Annotated in this window: 12 protein-coding genes; 10 read left to right on the top strand and 2 right to left on the bottom strand. The window is 70.6% G+C overall.

Annotated elements, in window-relative coordinates:
* Positions 1–42: 42 nt before the first annotated feature.
* From HQK15_RS02470 to clpB, 6 genes are all read left to right on the top strand, one after another.
* Entirely contained in the window at positions 43–1,761 is a 1,719-nt protein-coding gene (locus tag HQK15_RS02470; protein WP_173489841.1) for a DUF3556 domain-containing protein, read from the top strand.
* A 9-nt stretch (positions 1,762–1,770) separates the two neighbouring features.
* Positions 1,771–3,171 carry a phytoene desaturase family protein gene (locus HQK15_RS02465; protein ID WP_173489840.1) on the top strand — a complete coding sequence of 467 codons (1,401 nt, stop codon included), beginning with the start codon at positions 1,771–1,773 and terminating at the stop codon, positions 3,169–3,171.
* 151 nt (positions 3,172–3,322) lie between these two features.
* Positions 3,323–3,796 (top strand): FMN-binding protein, encoded by a 474-nt coding sequence (locus HQK15_RS02460; protein WP_173489839.1) that lies wholly within the window; start codon positions 3,323–3,325, stop codon positions 3,794–3,796.
* A gap of 1 nt (position 3,797) precedes the next feature.
* On the top strand, positions 3,798–4,652 hold the full coding sequence (locus HQK15_RS02455) for an FAD:protein FMN transferase (protein ID WP_173489838.1): 855 nt from the start codon (positions 3,798–3,800) through the stop codon (positions 4,650–4,652).
* On the top strand, positions 4,649–6,205 hold the full coding sequence (locus HQK15_RS02450; protein ID WP_173489837.1) for an FAD-dependent oxidoreductase: 1,557 nt from the start codon (positions 4,649–4,651) through the stop codon (positions 6,203–6,205). Before HQK15_RS02455 ends, HQK15_RS02450 begins: the two co-directional genes overlap by 4 nt.
* A 114-nt stretch (positions 6,206–6,319) precedes the next feature.
* Positions 6,320–8,911, top strand: a complete 2,592-nt coding sequence (gene clpB, locus HQK15_RS02445; RefSeq protein ID WP_173489836.1) for an ATP-dependent chaperone ClpB — start codon at positions 6,320–6,322, stop codon at positions 8,909–8,911.
* Here clpB and HQK15_RS02440 read toward each other — a convergent pair.
* Complete coding sequence (locus tag HQK15_RS02440; protein WP_173489835.1) at positions 8,905–10,830, bottom strand: linalool dehydratase/isomerase domain-containing protein; 1,926 nt, start codon at positions 10,828–10,830, stop codon at positions 8,905–8,907. The two genes, clpB and HQK15_RS02440, sit on opposite strands and share 7 nt — an antisense overlap.
* A complete protein-coding gene (locus tag HQK15_RS02435; RefSeq protein ID WP_173489834.1) occupies positions 10,827–11,432 on the bottom strand; it encodes a hypothetical protein in 606 nt (201 codons plus the stop codon). Before HQK15_RS02435 ends, HQK15_RS02440 begins: the two co-directional genes overlap by 4 nt.
* Before the next feature lie 75 nt (positions 11,433–11,507).
* On the opposite strand from HQK15_RS02435, the gene HQK15_RS02430 reads away from it, so the two are divergent.
* From HQK15_RS02430 to HQK15_RS02415, 4 genes are all read left to right on the top strand, one after another.
* A complete protein-coding gene (locus HQK15_RS02430) occupies positions 11,508–12,080 on the top strand; it encodes a TetR/AcrR family transcriptional regulator (RefSeq protein WP_217361323.1) in 573 nt (190 codons plus the stop codon).
* Between the two features lie 37 nt (positions 12,081–12,117).
* On the top strand, positions 12,118–13,152 hold the full coding sequence (locus HQK15_RS02425) for a hypothetical protein (protein WP_173489832.1): 1,035 nt from the start codon (positions 12,118–12,120) through the stop codon (positions 13,150–13,152).
* A gap of 62 nt (positions 13,153–13,214) precedes the next feature.
* The gene (locus HQK15_RS02420; protein ID WP_173489831.1) at positions 13,215–14,591 is read left to right on the top strand and encodes an NAD(P)/FAD-dependent oxidoreductase; all 1,377 of its coding nucleotides are present in this window, start codon (positions 13,215–13,217) and stop codon (positions 14,589–14,591) included.
* A 60-nt stretch (positions 14,592–14,651) separates the two neighbouring features.
* On the top strand, positions 14,652–15,404 hold the full coding sequence (locus HQK15_RS02415) for an enoyl-CoA hydratase/isomerase family protein (RefSeq protein ID WP_173489830.1): 753 nt from the start codon (positions 14,652–14,654) through the stop codon (positions 15,402–15,404).
* Positions 15,405–15,532: the final 128 nt, after the last annotated feature.

The raw sequence follows: 15,532 nt of genomic DNA, 5'->3' as shown, positions 1-15,532 counted from the left end.
GGCCTTAGGGTTCAGGTCGGAGGGGACATCTAAGGAGCTCTAGTGGGCCTGATCGCGCCGACCTTGCCTGACCTCGACGTCGATGAGTGGCGGGCGCTGCCACGCGCCGAACGCACCCGCGCGCTCCAGCAGCACTGGGCCGTCTACGGCTTCGGCACGCCGACGGGCGTCTACGGCCTGTACGTCCTCAAGATTGCGCTCTACGTCCTGGGCGGCCTGGCGTTCGCCGCGGCGACGCCCGGCATCGGCTCGCTCGGCGACGTCGGCGACTGGTGGTTCGAGCCCGTCGTCTTCCAGAAGATCATCATCTGGACCCTGCTGTTCGAGGTGCTCGGCTTCGGCTGTGGCTTCGGGCCGCTGACGATGCGCTTCCTGCCGCCGATCGGGACCTTCCTCTACTGGCTGCGGCCCGGCACGATCCGGCTCCCGCCGTGGCCCGACAAGGTCCCCGGCACCAAGGGCTCCCACCGCACGCTGCTCGACGTGGCGCTCTATCTCGCGGTGATCGCGGCGGCCGTCTACGTCCTGGTCTCGCCCGCTGACCGCGGGCAGGACCTCATCGAGCCGGAGCGGTTCGTGCCGCTGCTGGTGCTGCTGCCGGTGCTCGGGCTGCGCGACAAGACGATCTTCCTGGCGGCGCGTTCCGAGCACTACTGGGTCACGACGATCGCGTTCCTCTTCCCGTTCGTCGACATGATCCTCGCCGCCAAGTTGCTCATGGTCGCGATCTGGTGGGGCGCTGCGACCTCCAAGCTCAACCAGCACTTCCCCTACGTCGTCTCGACCATGATGAGCAACGCCCCGCTGCTGCCCAAGGCCGTCAAGCGCCGGCTGTGGCGCGACGTCGAGACCGACGTGCGGCCCTCGCGCCTGTCCGGCGCGCTCGCGCACGGAGGCACGGTCGTGGAGTTCGGCGTGCCGCTCGTGCTGCTGTTCTCCCGCGGCGGCACTGTCACGACGATCGCCCTCGTGGTGATGCTGCTGTTCCACCTCAACATCCTGGCCTCGATCCCGATGGGGGTGCCGCTGGAGTGGAACGTGCTGATGGGCTTTGGTGCGCTCGTCCTGTTCGGCCACTACTCCGCGGTCGGGCTCACCGACGCCTCGCAGCCGGTGCTCGTCTACGGGCTCCTGGCACTTGTCGTGATCTCGGTGGCGTGGGGCAACCGGCGTCCTGACCTCTGGTCGTTCCTGCCGTCGATGCGCTACTACGCCGGCACCTGGTCGACGTCGGTCTGGCTGTTCGGCGAGGGTGCCGAGCAGACCTACAGCGAGCGGGTCACCAAGGCCGCCCAGCTGCCGCACCGTCAGCTCGAGAAGCTCTACCCGCCCGAGACCGTCGACCTGATGATCGGCAAGCTCCAGGCCTGGCGCGGGCTCCACACGCACGGCCGGGCGATGGTCGGCCTCTACCCGCACGCCGCCGACGACCACGAGTCGCGCTTCATCATGGACGGCGAGATGGTGTGCGGCTCGGCGATCGGCTGGAACTTCGGCGACGGTCACCTGCACCAGGAGGCGTTGCTCGCGGCGGTGCAGGAGCGGTGCCACTTCGCGCCGGGCCAGCTGCGCGTCATCGCGATGGAGTCGCAGCCGTTCTGGAACCCGATCCAGCGCTACCGCATCATCGACGCCGCCGACGGCGTCATCGAGACCGGTGAGGTCGACGTCGCCGAGATGATCAGCCGGCAGCCGTGGGACGGCAGCCTGCCCTTCCGGGTGACGTCGCGGGCAGAAGCGCCCTCGCGCGATCCGCACTAGGTTGAACGCATGACGTCAGCCGTGGTGGTGGGCTCCGGGCCCAATGGACTCTCGGCAGCCGTCGTCCTCGCTCGCGCCGGCGTCGACGTGACGGTGCTCGAGGCCGAGGACGAGATCGGCGGCGGCACCCGATCGGCCGAGCTCAACGTTCCCGGCGTGCTGCACGACATCTGCTCGGCGACGCACCCGACCGGTGTCGCGTCGCCGTTCTTCCAGAGCCTCGACCTCGGCCGTCACGGGCTCGAGTGGCTCTGGCCCGAGGTCGACGCCGCCCACCCGATCGACGGCGGTCGCGCCGGCGTCATGTTCCGCGACCTCGACCGCACCGTCGAGGGTCTCGGCGAGGACGGCGAGGCCTGGCGCTCGCTCTACGCGCCGCTGGCGGCCCACGCCGACGAGCTGATCAGTGAGATCTTCGGACCCCTCCTGCACGTCCCGAAGCACCCGATCCTGCTGGCCGGCTTCGGCCTGCGCGCCCTGCAACCGGCCTCGTGGATCGCCCGCCGCTGGAAGACCGAGGAGGCGCGCGGCCTGTTCGCCGGGCTGGCTGCCCACGCGATCCACCCGCTGCACCGTCCGACCACCGGCGGCCTCGGCCTGATGTTCGGCATGACGAGCCACTCGTACGGCTGGCCGGTGGCCAAGGGTGGATCGATCGCGATCGCCGACGCGCTGGCGGCCGACCTGCTCGAGCACGGCGGACGCATCGAGACCGGCCACCGGGTCACCGAGCTGCCGGAGGCCGACATCGTCATGTTCGACACCGCCCCGGCCACGGTGCTGCAGGTCGCGGGCCACCGGCTGCCCGGTCGGGTGCGTCGGCCGCTGTCGCGGTGGCGCACCGGGCCCGGCGTCTTCAAGGTCGACTTCGCGGTCGAGGGTGGCATCCCGTGGGCCAACGAGTGGGCGGCCCGGGCCGGCACCGTCCACCTCGGCGGCACGTTCGAGCAGCTCAACGCCGCCGAGCGTGAGGTGCACGCTGGTCGTATGCCCGAGCGTCCGTTCGTCCTGCTGTGCCAGCAGTACCTCGCCGACCCGGGACGGTCTGTCGGAGACGTCCACCCGGTGTGGACGTACGCGCACGTGCCGACCGGCTACACCGGCGACGCGACCGAGGCGATCATCCGGCAGGTCGAGCGCTTCGCCCCCGGCTTCCGCGACCGCATCGTCGCGCAGACGACGAGCGGGCCCGCGCAGCTCGAGGCCCACAACGCCAACTACATCGGTGGTGACATCGGCGGCGGCGCGAACGATCCGTGGCAGCTGGTCATGCGCCCGCGCATGTCGCCCAACCCGTACTCGCTCGGCGTCAAGGGGCTGTTCATCTGCTCGGCCTCGACGCCTCCCGGCGGCGGCGTGCACGGCATGGGTGGCTTCAACGCCGCGACCGCGGCCTTGGCCGAGCTGTAGACCGAAGTCCGGGCAGGAGGACCAAGGGGCGCATCCTGTGACGAACCTGTCAGTTCGCACCAGTAGACCGCGAGCGAAACTTAGGCGGACCTGACCTCGTTCTACCGATTGAACCTTCATCCTTTTCCCTCGAGCCCAGGAGCCCGATCCGATGAAACTCCCCGCCCACAAGAAGATGCTCTCGGCTGCTGCAGCCGCGTCCGTCCTGCTCATCACGGCGGCCTGCGGAAGCAGCGAGTCCGACGGTGCCTCGACGACCGACACCGCCACCTCCGCGGCGCCCAGCGACGACGCCGCGACCGACAGCACCGACGACAGCGCCTCCGGTGACTTCGCTGACGGCGACTACTCCGGCGAGGGCAGCTACAGCAACCCCGGCGGAGAGTCGACGGTCAAGGTCGACCTCACGCTCGCCGACGGCAAGGTCTCTGACGTCACCGTCACGCCCGAGGCCACGAACGGCACGTCGAAGCAGTACCAGGAGCAGTTCGCCGGCGGCATCGCCGACCAGGTCGTCGGCAAGGGACTCGACGAGATCGAGGTCTCGAAGGTCGCCGGGTCGTCGCTGACCAGCGGCGGCTTCAACCAGGCCATCGACGCGATCAAGGCCGAAGCCCAGGCCTGACGTGCACGCCTGGCAGCTCGAGGCGATCGGCACCGCGTGGCAGATCGACACGCGGGAGCCGCTCGCCGCGGGCGAGACGGCGGCGGTGCTGGATCGCATCGAGCAGTTCGACCGCGTGTGGTCACGCTTCCGCGACGACTCGATCGTCGCCGCCATGGCTCGTGAGCCCGGCGCCTGGGAGCTGCCGGACGAGGCGACCGAGCTGCTCGGCTTCTACGCCGAGCTGCACGAGGCGACGGGGGGAGCCGTCAACCCCTTGATCGGTCGGACGTTGTCCGACCTCGGCTACGACGCCGACTACTCGCTCGTCCCGGCTGCCGAGCCGGCCGCCGTGCCGTCGTGGGAGTCCGTCTCGTGGCGGTCCCCGGTGCTGACGACGGCCGAGCCGGTGCTGCTCGACGTCGGCGCGGGCGGCAAGGGCCTGCTCGTCGACCTCGTCGCGGGCCTGATCCCCCAGAGCCAGGGGGCGACGATCGACGCCAGTGGCGACATCCGGCACGGGGGATCGGCCCCGATCCGCGTCGCGCTGGAGCACCCGCACGACCCCGCCCGCGCGATCGGGGTGGTCGAGCTCGCGCCCGGTCACGCCCTGTGCGCCTCCGCCACCAACCGCCGCACGTGGGGCGACGGGCTCCATCACGTCATCGACGCCCGCACCGGTCGCCCCACCACCGATGTCGTCGCGACGTGGGTCGTCGCGCCGCAGTCGTGCATGCGGGCCGACGGTCTGGCCACCGCCCATTTCTTCGCTGGGCCCGACGTCCTCATGGGACGCTTCCAGCACGAGTTCGTGCGCATGCACGCCGACGGCCGCGTCCAGTGGTCGCCGGACTTCCCCGGAGAGGTCTTCGTATGACCGCAGTTCGCGACCTGCTCGACCGTCAGCTCGGACGCGTGACGATGTATCGCCTCGTCACGATCGTCCTCGCGCTGCTCGCGGTCGTGATGATCATCTTCACGGCCGCCGGGACGTTCAAGGACCCGTTCACGGTGCCCGGCCAGCTGATGACGCTCGCCGTGCTGCTCGTGGCGTCGTACGTCAGCAACCGGCTGCTCGGTCTCGCGTGGCGCATCACGCCCCATGCGGAGTCGTCGATCATCACCGCGCTGCTGCTGTTCTTCATGTTCTGGCCCTCGGAGGAGGCAGACGACCTGCTCTGGCTGGGCATCGCGGCAGTCCTCGCCAACGCGTCGAAGTACGTCCTCGCGTGGCGCGGTCGCCACGTCTTCAACCCTGCCGCCGCCGGCGCCGTCCTCGTCGTGGTGGTGCAGGACCTCGTCGGGCGTGACCTGTCGATCAACCCGACCTGGTGGATCGCTGCTGAGAAGCTGCTGCCGTTCGTGGCGGTCGCGGTGCTGCTCGTGCTGTGGCGCACCCGTCGCCTCGACGTCGGTCTGCTGTTCGTCGTCGTGGCGGGAGCCCTGCTGATCATCGGACTCGCCGACTCCTCCGACCAGTCGTTCGTCGACCTCGCCAAGGTCACGGCCTACTCCTACCCCGTCGTGTTCATGGCGGGCTTCATGGTGACGGAGCCGCTGACCCTGCCGCCGCGTCGGCTGCAGCAGCTCGCCGTCGCGACGGTGATGGCGGTGGCCACGGGATGGGCCATCTTCTCCCCGGTGATCGGCGTCGGCCCGATCTCGGTCGGCGTCCTGTTCCTGTCGCCGGAGATCGCGCTGCTGCTCGGCAACCTGGTCGCGTTCGCGTTCGCCCGTCGCCGCGGCCTGACCTTCGAGCTCGAGGGCACGCGCCAGCTGACGCCGGAGACCCACGAGCTGACGTTCCGGTCGAGGCGTCCCGTCACGTTCACGCCGGGGCAGTACGTCGAGCTGACGGTCCCGCACGCCGGGGTCGACAGCCGCGGCAGCCGTCGGACGTTCAGCATCAGCTCGGCGCCCGACGAGGACGGGCGGGTCTCGGTCGCGCTGCGCGTGCCGGAGCAGTCGTCGAGCTTCAAGCGGGCCCTGCTCGCCCTCGAGCCCGGTCATCGGGTCCACGGCACGGGCATCGGTGGTGACTTCGTGCTGCCGGCCGACCCGTCCGTGCCGGTGCTGCTGGTCGCCGGGGGCATCGGCATCACCCCGTTCCTGAGTCAGCTGCGGCACGAGGGCACCCGCAACGCCGTCCTCGTCTATGGCGCGTCGTCGCCCGACGAGGTGCCGTTCACCGAGGAGCTCGCGGGCGTACGGGTCGTGCTGGTCTGCCCGGAGCGACCGTCCTCGCTGCCGGAGGGGTGGACGTACGTCGAGGCGCCGTTCCTGTCAGCCGAGATCATCGCCGGCGCCGTCCCCGACCTCGGGCACCGCGCGGCGTACGTCTCGGGGCCGCCGGCCATGGTCAACGCGGTTCGCGCCGATCTGGCCAAGCGGTGCAAGAGCCTGCGGACCGACTACTTCACGGGCTACTGACCCTCGCCTGTCCAGGAAAAATATCCAAAGTTGACAGGAATGGACTCAACTTTGTAGACGTTGACCCTGATGACACCACATCCTTGGTGTGACCGTCCTGTCAGGAGAACACTCATGGACCTTGCGAAGTTCACGACGCGCAGCCAGCAGGCGCTGGGCAGCGCGATGTCGTCCGCCGCCGCGGCCGGCAACCCCGGTGTCGAGCCGGCCCACGTCCTGCACGCCCTCCTGACCCAGGAGGGTGGCACGGCGGCGCCGCTCCTCCAGGCCGCCGGCGTGGACGTCCAGGTGGTCGCCGCCGGGCTCAAGGCGTCTCTCGACGCCCTGCCGAGCGCGAGCGGCAGCAGCGTGCAGAACCCCGCGTTCAGCCGGTCGAGCCACGAGGTGCTGCAGCGCGCCCAGGAGCTCGCCGATCGGCTCGGCGACGACTTCGTCTCGACCGAGCACCTCGTGGTCGGCGTCGCCACGGTCGGCTCCTCTGCCCAGACCGTCCTGCAGGACGCCGGCGCGACCGCCGACAACCTCGAGGCCGCCTTCGCCGCGGTGCGCGGCTCGACGCGCGTCACCAGCGCCAACGCCGAGGACACCTACCAGTCCCTCGAGAAGTACGGCGTCGACCTGACCGCCGTCGCCGCCGAGGGCAAGCTCGACCCGGTCATCGGCCGGGACAGCGAGATCCGCCGCGTCGTGCAGGTGCTGAGCCGGCGCACCAAGAACAACCCGGTCCTCATCGGCGAGCCCGGAGTGGGCAAGACCGCCGTCGTCGAGGGGCTCGCGCAGCGCATCGTCGCCGGCGACGTCCCCGAGTCGCTCAAGGGTCGCCGCCTCATCTCGCTCGACCTCGCGGCGATGGTCGCGGGTGCGAAGTACCGCGGCGAGTTCGAGGAGCGTCTCAAGGCCGTCCTCACCGAGATCAAGGAGTCCGAGGGTCAGGTCATCACGTTCATCGACGAGCTGCACACCGTCGTGGGCGCGGGTGCCGGCGGCGACAGCGCGATGGACGCGGGCAACATGCTCAAGCCCATGCTGGCCCGCGGCGAGCTGCGGATGATCGGTGCCACGACGCTCGACGAGTACCGCGAGCGCATCGAGAAGGACCCCGCGCTCGAGCGCCGGTTCCAGCAGGTCTTCGTCGGCGAGCCGTCGCCGGAGGACACCATCGCGATCCTGCGCGGGCTCAAGGAGAGGTACGAGGCGCACCACAAGGTCTCGATCTCCGACGCCGCGCTCGTCGCCGCGGCCACGCTGTCCGACCGCTACATCCCCGGTCGCCAGCTGCCCGACAAGGCCATCGACCTGATCGACGAGGCCGGCAGCCGGCTGCGCATGGAGATCGACTCGAGCCCCATCGAGATCGACGAGCTGCGTCGGTCCGTCGACCGCCTCCACATGGAGGAGCTGCACCTGGCCAAGGAGTCCGACGACGCGAGCCGCGACCGCCTCGACAAGCTGCGCGTCGAGCTCGCCGACAAGCAGGAGACCCTCCGCGCCCTCGAGCAGCGGTGGGAGGCCGAGAAGCAGAGCCTCAACGCGGTCGGCGACATCAAGGAGCGCATCGACGAGGTGCGCGTCGCCGCCGAGCGGGCCCAGCGCGAGGGCGACCTCGAGACGTCCAGCCGCCTGCTCTACGCCGAGATCCCCGGCATGGAGCGCCAGCTCGCCGACGCCCAGGCCGCCGAGGCCGCCCGCGAGGGCGACTCGATGGTGCACGACGAGGTCGGCGCCGACGACATCGCCGAGGTGGTTGCGGCATGGACGGGCATCCCGACGGGCCGGCTGCTCGAGGGCGAGACCGGCAAGCTCCTGCGCATGGAGGACGAGCTGGGCAAGCGACTGATCGGACAGCGCGCCGCCGTCACCGCGGTCTCCGACGCCGTCCGCCGCTCGCGCGCCGGCATCGCCGATCCCGATCGCCCGACCGGGTCGTTCCTGTTCCTCGGCCCGACGGGCGTCGGCAAGACCGAGCTGGCCAAGACGCTGGCGGAGTTCCTGTTCGACGACGAGCGGGCGATCATCCGCATCGACATGAGCGAGTACAGCGAGAAGCACTCGGTCAGCCGTCTCGTCGGTGCACCTCCCGGCTACGTCGGCTACGACGAAGGCGGTCAGCTGACCGAGGCGGTGCGTCGCCGGCCCTACTCGGTCGTGCTGCTCGACGAGGTCGAGAAGGCGCACCCCGAGGTCTTCGACATCCTGCTGCAGGTGCTCGACGACGGTCGGCTCACCGACGGGCAGGGTCGCACGGTCGACTTCCGCAACGTCATCCTGATCCTGACGTCCAACCTCGGCTCGAGGTTCCTCATGGACGCGACCCTCGACGACGCCGCCAAGCGGTCGGCGGTCATGGACGTCGTGCAGGCCTCGTTCAAGCCGGAGTTCCTCAACCGCCTCGACGAGATCGTCACGTTCGACGCCCTCGGCACCGAGGAGCTCGCCCACATCGTCGACCTGCAGGTGACGGCGCTCGGCAGGCGTCTCGCACCGCGGCGCATCACCCTCGACGTGACCGCAGCGGCCCGCGAGTGGCTGGCGCTGACCGGATGGGACCCGGCCTACGGCGCCCGTCCGCTGCGCCGCCTCGTGCAGCAGGCGATCGGTGACCGCCTGGCGCGGTCGCTGCTCGCGGGCGACGTCCGTGACGGCGACACCGTCGTGGTCGACAAGCCCGTCGACGCCGACGAGCTCAGCGTCGAGCGGGGTCAGTAGAGCCTGACCTCGAGCCTCTCGCCGAGGTCGACCTCCACCAGCGCGCGACCGAAGGCGTCTGCCGTGACGCCGCCGGTCGTCGTGCCGGTGGCGGTGTACGTCCGTCCGGGCACCAGTCGGTCGATGCCGAGGGTCGTCCGCACGGGGCCGGCGCCGGGCAGCAGCACGAGGTCGAGGGCGGTGCCGTCGGTGACGGCGCGTGCCACCAGCACCTCGGGATAGGCCGCCTCGGCCAGGCGTGGCCCGGTGCGCCACGTGTCAGGGACGCCGTGGGCGACGAGGTCGCGCAGACCGCTGCGACGCCCGAACCGGCCGAGGTTGGCGTAGTGGTTGGCCAGGCCCGACGAGTCCTTGAGGCGGCGCACGCCGGTCTCGGAGGTCTCGATCGGCTCCCGCTCGTCGAGGGTCCGCTCGGCGGCCCGTGCGTACTCCTCGTCGCCGACCTCGCGCGCGGCCATGATCGTGACGACCTGGCCGAACGTGTCACGGCCCATCAGGTAGTTGCCCGGGTCGAGGCCGTTCGTCGCGAACTTCGGCAGCTCGAGCAGCCCGTCGCGCAGCGTCAGCCCCTTCTCGCGCAGCAGCCACCACGTGCGCTGCGACAGCTCGGGCAGGCCCGCGTGCATCCAGTACGTCGTCGTCATCTGCACCGACGGGCTGGCCCAGAAGTTCCACGACAGGCCGAGGTGCCGCGCACGGACACCGACGATCTTGCCGTCGGGGCGCATGAACTCGTCCTCGTAGCCGTCGCGCAGACCCGGCAGGACGTCCGCGGCGTACGACGTGCCGTGCAGCCGGTCGTGGCTCACCAGGGTGTTCAGCCCGAACGTGTTGCAGACCGTGTAGATCCAGTTGGGCTCGCACGGGAAGAGGGTGAAGTCCGAGCCGCCCATGTTGCGGTGGATCGAGGCCGCGAGGCTTCCGTACGAGTGGTCGTACGTCCGCGTCGGCGACCACCGGAACGGCAGTCCCGCCGGCTGCGCGTATCGGTCGTCGTTGAGTGTCTCGTACATCCCGAGCATGAGACCCATGAAGCCCGTCAGCATGATGTTCTCGGAGTTCTCGACCGGCTCGGGGTCCCACCGCAGGTTGCCCCACGCGTTCTCCTTGGCCCAGTAGCCCCAGACCTTGCGCTGCAGCATCTTCTCGATCGAGCTGCGCTGCGCCTCCGCGAGGTATCCGCTGAAGGCCGGGGTGCGGGTGAACCGTGACATCGACAGTCCGTACGACAGTGCGTTGAGCTGGTAGCGGAGCGCCGCCTCGCGGTACTGGTCGAGGTGCGTGAAGCCGTCGAAGCGGTCGATCGGCTGCAGCGCGAGGTCGAGGCCGTAGCGCAGACGCGCGAGGTCCTCGGCGCTGCTCTCGGCGACAGGCAGGCCCGCCGACATGTCGGGCATGCCGGTGATGACGAAGTCGACCTGTTCGAGGCGACGGTTGAGCCGCTCGCCGATGCGGACCTGGGCGCGGTGGCGGACGACGTGCACGGCCGCGGACAGCGCGACGAGCACCGGCCCGGCGGCCAGGGCGACGGCGCGACCGGCGTCCGACACCGCCTCGGCGCCGACGCCGGCGAGGACGGCTGCGCCGATCCAGATGATCGGCGGCACGATCGTCGCGCCGAAGAACCACCACACGACCAGCGCGACGACGAAGACCACGACCGTCGCGACGGCCAGCCACGGATGGCCCGCCGCGGCGAAGCCCCCTCCCGGGAGGGCCAGGCCGAGGGCGCCGGTCGCGAGGCCGGGGCCTGCGCCGAGGACGCTCGGCGCGACCGCCACGACCCACACCGCGGCGTACGTGAGGAGGGCCCGGCGCATGCGGCGTGCGGTCACCGGGGCGAACGGTCCGCTCGGGGTGCGCAGCAGCACGCGGGCCGTGCGGTCGCGATCGGACGGGATCTGGGTCTCGGCGGTCATCGGGAGGACTCCTTCGGTGGTGCGTGGAGGGCGAGGCCGGTCATGAGCAGGGCGAGTCCCGATCCGTGGAGCAGCACGTCGCCGACGGTGCCGAGCTCGAACAGCCCGAGCACGTGCATGTCGACGATCGCGAGCGCCGTCCACGTGACGCCTGCGGCGATGCAGGCGACGGAGACGTCGTCCAGCCGCGATCGTGCTCGCGGTGTGGTGCCGGCAGCCGCGAGCAGGGCGGCGACGAGGAGGGCGGCGGCGCCGAGGTCGCGGGCCGTCCAGCCGACCAGCGGGTCGTCGCCGGTGACGAGCAGGCCGACCGCGTCGAGCAGCGCCACAGCGGTGACGTAGGCCAGCACCGCGAGGCCGGCCGCGACCGGGGCGCTCACGAGGCGGGCCGGCGGTGCGGTGGCGGGTGGTGCTGCGGCCAGGCCGACCAGCATGGTCCCGGGGGCGGGGCGGCGCGGGGACGGCGCGAACGCCGCCGTGACGGGCGGCTGGCCCGGCAGCACGGCGTACCGGACCCGACGAAGGACGGAGATCACCAGGGCGGCGACCAGGCAGCACCCCATCGGGACCTCCTTCTGACACGACACCGTGTCAGAAGTCACGCTAAATCTGAGACACCCGCGTGTCAAGATGTGGGTGTGAGCTCGTCGACCCCGCCCGTGCGCTCGTACCGTGGCGTGAGCGCCGACGATCGGCGCCTGGAACGACGGGCCAGACTGGTCGAGGCGCTGCTCGACACGGTGCTCGACGTCGGCGTCCTCGACACCACGGTCGAGGCCGTGTGCGCCCGGGCCGGACTGACGAAGCGCTACTTCTACGAGAGCTTCGGCGACCGCGACGAGATCCTCGCCGTCGCGATCGATGCGATGTTCGTCGACGTCCTCGAGGCGATCAGGGCAGCGCTCACCGGCGCGTCACCGACGGTGGCCGACCGGGCGACCGTGACGGTCGGCGCGCTCGTCGACGAGCTCGACCGCGACCGGCGACGGGCGCGGATGTACGTCGAGGCCCCCGGTCATCCCGTGCTCCGGGCACGACGCGACGCCGCGATCGACACGTTCGCCGACCTGCTGATGTCTGACGTGCTGCAGGCGTCGCCCCCGGACGACCGCCACCGGATGGTCGGCCTGCTCGTCGTCGCCGGCACGACCGAGGTCGTCAGCCGGTGGCTGGCCGACGGGCTCCCGCTGGGCCGCGACGACCTGGTCGAGGAGATCGCGCGGATCGGCGTGGCCGTCGGCGGGCTCTGACCGCATCCTCCTTGCCCCGCCATGATGGGATGGGCGCATGAATGCCCCCGCGCCGAAGCGTCCTCCCATGCTGGCGGCGGCCTGTGCCTACCTCGGCGGCCTCGCCGCCATCCAGAGCATCCGCGCGATGGTGCTCGTCTCCACGTGGAACGCCGAGAACGGTGCTGACAAGGTCGCGCCGCTTCTCAGGGCTCTGCGCGACGGCGGCATGTCGCAGGCATCGGCCGAGTCGGCCTACAAGGTGTTCCTGACCGTCCTCGCCGTGCTCGCCGCGGCCGGCGTCGTGTTCGCGGTCTACACCGCCCGCGGTGACCGGGCCAGCCGTGTCGGCCTCACGGTCGTGATGACCCTGGTCGGCATCTTCTTCTTCCTCGGCGCGACCGGGGGATCGTTCTTCGACGCCGTCATCGGTGCGCTCGCCATCGCCTTCACGGTCCGGCTCTGGACCGGCGAGTCCAAGGCCTGGTTCCGCGCACTGCGCACCGGCGAGCCGATGGTCCTGCCGGTCAAGAAGCCCAGCAAGAGGGCAGCCGAGAAGGCCGCGGCGCCAGCGGCGGCGGTGGTGGAGCCGGTCGCCGGGCCGGCGCAGCCCGTGCATCCGGTGCATCCCGGCTGGACCGATCCCCAGGTCCACGCCGGGTCGGAGCGCCTGCCGAAGTCGGTCAGCGTCGCGGGCTGGGTCACCTTGGTCGGCTCGATCGTCGTGGGCGGCATGTCGGCCCTCGCCCTCCTCACGCTGGGCCTGATCGGCAACGACTACGAGTCGCTCATGCGCGACAGCCCGTTCAGCGACCGGCTCGTCGACTCCGGGATGGACTACGACCAGCTCTACCGGGCCTCGCTGCTGGTCTCCGGCCTGTGCGTCGCGCTCTCGATCGGCGGCATCGCGGCGTCGTCGCTCACCCTCGCCCGGAAGCGTTCGGCGGGTGTCTTCCTGTTCGTGATGGCCGTCGTCACGACGATCACGTCGATCGTGTTCTTCCCTGTGGGGCTGCCCTGGACGGCCGCTTCGATCGTCGTGATCGTGCAGCTGCGCAAGCCTGAGTCGAAGCGCTGGTTTGTCAAGACATGATGGTGGTCACATCCTCCGCACGCGATGTGCGCCGTCTCTGGTGCGAGGACTAGACTGAAAACATGTCAGACAGCACTGCGTCCGGTCAGAAACGCCCCCACGTCGTCGTCGTGGGAGGCGGATTCGGAGGTATCGCAGCCGTCCGCAAGCTCAAGCGCGCCGACGTCGACGTCACGCTGATCGACCGTCACAACTACAACACGTTCAACCCGCTGCTCTACCAGGTCGCGACCGCCAGCCTCAACCCCGGCGACATCACCTGGTTCCTGCGCGCGATCCGCGCCAAGCAGTCCAACGTGCGCTTCCTCAAGGGCACCGTCATCTCGATGGACCACGACGCCAAGACGCTGCAGCTCGACGGTGGCCTCGACGTCAAGTACGACCAGCTCGTCATCGCGGTCGGCGTGACCGCCAACTTCTTCGGCATCCCCGGCGCCGAGCAGTACTCCATGCCGCTCTACCGCCGCTCGCAGGCGCTCGCCGTCCGCGACAAGATGTTCGCCAACCTCGAGGACGCCGCGATCAACGGCCAGGACCGTGACCTGCGCATCATCGTCGTCGGTGGTGGCGCCACCGGCGTCGAGACCGCCGGTGCGTTCGCCGAGCTGCGCAACAACGACATGCCGACGACCTACCCCGAGCTCGACACCAAGCGCGTCCACATCACGCTGATCGAGATGCTGCCGCACGTGCTCGGCCCGTTCCACCCCAAGCTGCGCGACTACGCCAGGAACTCGCTGGAGAAGCGCGACGTCGACCTGCGCCTCGAGACCGCCGTCAAGGAGGTCCGCGAGGACGGTGTGCTCGTCGAGCACAACGGCGAGCAGGAGTTCCTGCCGGCCGGCATCGTCGTGTGGGCCTCGGGCATCACGGCGCACTCGACGGTCAAGGAGTGGTCGGTGCCGCAGGGTCGCGGTGGGCGCATCGAGACCGACGAGCACCTGCGCGTCAAGGGCATGACCGACGTCTACGCGATCGGTGACGTCTCGGTCAGCCCCGACGAGCCGCTCCCGCAGCTGGCCCAGCCGGCCATCCAGGGTGGCAAGCACGTCGCCAAGGTCATCAACGCCGAGCTCAAGGGCAAGAGCCTGCCCAAGCCGTTCAAGTACAAGGACAAGGGGACGATGGCGACCATCGGCCGCTCGTCCGCCGTCGCCGAGATCAAGTTCCTGCCGCGGCTCAAGGGCTTCCCGGCCTGGATCATCTGGGTCGGCCTGCACATCGCCACCCTGCTGGGCAACCGCAACCGGTTCGCGACGCTGATCAACCTCACGGCCAAGTACCTCGTCTGGGGCAGCCACAACGCGATCGTCGGCGAGACGCCGCCGGTCGTCGCGCTGAAGCCCACGACGGTCGAGGCGCGCTCGCCGCGTCGCGGTGCCGCCAAGAAGACGACGGCCAAGAAGACCGCCGCCAAGAAGGTCACGGCCGACAAGTAGGTCGCGGGCAGGCGCTCTAGGCTGGGCTCGACCCAGACCCCGCACGAAGGCAGGCGCCCCATGGCCGCAGTCACCCACTCGATCGTCGACGGCATCGGTCGGATCGTCCTCGCACGACCCGACCAGGCCAACTCCTTCGACCTCCCGGCCGCCCGCGACATGGCGCTCGCGGTCGACGCGGTCAGCGGCGATGACGTCCAGGCGATCACCCTGACGGCCGAGGGCAAGCGGTTCTGCGCCGGGGGCGACGTGGCGTCGTTCGTCGCGGCGCAGGAGCCTGCCGCGTACCTGCTCGAGCTCGCCAACGCGCTCGAAGGCGCCCTGCGCGACCTCGCCGACCTGCCCAAGCCCGTCGTCGCCGGCGTGCGCGGGGCCGTGGCCGGAGCCGGTCTCGCCGTCATGCTGAGCGCCGACGTCATCGTGGCGTCGGAGTCGACCAAGTTCGTCATGGCCTATCCGGGCATCGGCCTGACGCCCGACTGCGGCGTGTCCTACCTGGTGCCCCGGGCGATCGGCCAGCACCGGGCGCTCGAGTTCGCGCTGACGGGCCGGGTGCTGACAGCGGCCGAGGCGCGCGACTGGGGTCTGGTGACGTACGTCGTCGCCGACGACGAGGTCGAGACCAAGGTCGACGAGATCGCCCGCACGTGGGCCGACACGGCGCCGGCGGCCCTCGGCCAGGCCAAGCGGCTGATCCGCAGCTCGTGGGACACCACGGGTCCCGAGCAGGGTGCCGACGAGTCGGCGACGATCGCCGCAGCGGTCACCTCCGACGAGGCGCAGCGCCTCGTCCGAGCCTTCACATCCCGCTGACAACCCCTACACCCCACCCCGTCCCCCACCCCGTCCCACCCCGTCCCCTAGCGAGCTTGCGAGCGGGAGGGAGCGAGGTACGAGCGACCGAAGGGGCTAGGCGTGACTGTCTGGGTGGGTCCCTTCGG

The sequence above is a fragment of the Aeromicrobium stalagmiti genome (assembly GCF_013283745.1).
GTDB lineage: Bacteria > Actinomycetota > Actinomycetes > Propionibacteriales > Nocardioidaceae > Aeromicrobium > Aeromicrobium stalagmiti.
Note: the sequence above shows the minus strand (reverse complement) of the source record. Positions and strands in the feature narration are given on the sequence as shown.

What these genes read in the sequence shown, in the direction of transcription:
- HQK15_RS02465 (WP_173489840.1), top strand. Translation starts at nt 1,771, where the DNA reads ATGACGTCAGCCGTGGTGGTGGGCTCCGGGCCCAATGGACTCTCGGCA.
- HQK15_RS02450 (WP_173489837.1), top strand. Translation starts at nt 4,649, where the DNA reads ATGACCGCAGTTCGCGACCTGCTCGACCGTCAGCTCGGACGCGTGACG.
- HQK15_RS02425 (WP_173489832.1), top strand. Translation starts at nt 12,118, where the DNA reads ATGAATGCCCCCGCGCCGAAGCGTCCTCCCATGCTGGCGGCGGCCTGT.
- HQK15_RS02460 (WP_173489839.1), top strand. Translation starts at nt 3,323, where the DNA reads ATGAAACTCCCCGCCCACAAGAAGATGCTCTCGGCTGCTGCAGCCGCG.
- HQK15_RS02415 (WP_173489830.1), top strand. Translation starts at nt 14,652, where the DNA reads ATGGCCGCAGTCACCCACTCGATCGTCGACGGCATCGGTCGGATCGTC.
- HQK15_RS02420 (WP_173489831.1), top strand. Translation starts at nt 13,215, where the DNA reads ATGTCAGACAGCACTGCGTCCGGTCAGAAACGCCCCCACGTCGTCGTC.
- HQK15_RS02440 (WP_173489835.1), bottom strand. Translation starts at nt 10,830, where the DNA reads ATGACCGCCGAGACCCAGATCCCGTCCGATCGCGACCGCACGGCCCGC.
- clpB (WP_173489836.1), top strand. Translation starts at nt 6,320, where the DNA reads ATGGACCTTGCGAAGTTCACGACGCGCAGCCAGCAGGCGCTGGGCAGC.